At 65.9% G+C, this 826-nt stretch carries 2 protein-coding genes; both read right to left on the bottom strand.

Annotated elements, in window-relative coordinates; genetic code table 11:
• Positions 1 to 63: 63 nt before the first annotated feature.
• Positions 64 to 387, bottom strand: coding sequence for a phosphoribosyl-ATP diphosphatase (locus tag EOA27_RS38500; protein WP_126080098.1), 324 nt, complete (start codon positions 385 to 387; stop codon positions 64 to 66).
• A gap of 72 nt (positions 388 to 459) precedes the next feature.
• On the bottom strand, positions 460 to 826 hold a 367-nt coding region (locus EOA27_RS38495; protein WP_245491386.1), incomplete at its 5' end, for a HisA/HisF-related TIM barrel protein.

Genomic DNA, 826 nt, shown 5'->3' with positions numbered 1-826 from the left:
CTTCTCGGTCGGAGTCAGCTGGTCCATCGGGTTTCCTGCCCTCCTCGCCGTGTGCCCCGGGCGTCAAACCCGGGGGCGGGACGCCTTTTCGGCAACCCCCGAGCGGCCGGTGCGGCCCTCGAGCTCCTTGAGCACGTCGTCCAACGGAACGCCCGCGATGCCGAGCACGACCAGCCAATGATACAGAAGATCCGCGCTTTCCGAAACGAGGGCCTGCTTGTCGCCGCGGACGGCGGCGATCACGGCTTCCACAGCCTCCTCGCCGAGCTTCTGCGCCGCCTTGTCCATGCCCTTGGCGAACAGTTTCGCCGTCCATGAGTCCGGGTCGCCGGAATGGGCGCGCTGATGGATGATCGTTTCCAGCTCGGCGAGCGAAAATTGAGCCATGTCGGTCATCTATCTGCTTGTTTAAGCATGATCTTTTCCGAAAACCGGTCCCCAACCTTGCGGGATCATGCTTTAAGCCCGATGGGCGGCCGAGTCCAGCCGCATCGGCAGGCCGGCCTTGGCCATGTATGCCTTGGCCTCGGCGATCGAGTAAGTGCCGAAATGGAAGATCGAGGCGGCAAGCACGGCGCCAGCATGGCCGTCGCGGATGCCTTCGACCAGGTGATCGAGCGTTCCGACGCCGCCCGAAGCGATGACCGGCGCGCGCACCGCGTCGGCGACGGCGCGGGTCAGCGCGATGTCGTAGCCGGCCTTCGTGCCGTCGCGGTCCATCGAGGTCAGCAGGATCTCGCCGGCGCCGCGATCGACCATGCGTGCGGCGAAGTCGACCGCGTCGATGCCCGTCTTCTCGCGACCGCCATGGGTGAAGATCTCCCAG

Source organism: Mesorhizobium sp. M2A.F.Ca.ET.037.01.1.1 (assembly GCF_003998075.1).
Lineage (GTDB): Bacteria > Pseudomonadota > Alphaproteobacteria > Rhizobiales > Rhizobiaceae > Mesorhizobium.
The sequence above is the reverse complement of the archived record's forward strand: the minus strand, read 5'-3'. Positions and strand labels throughout refer to the sequence as shown.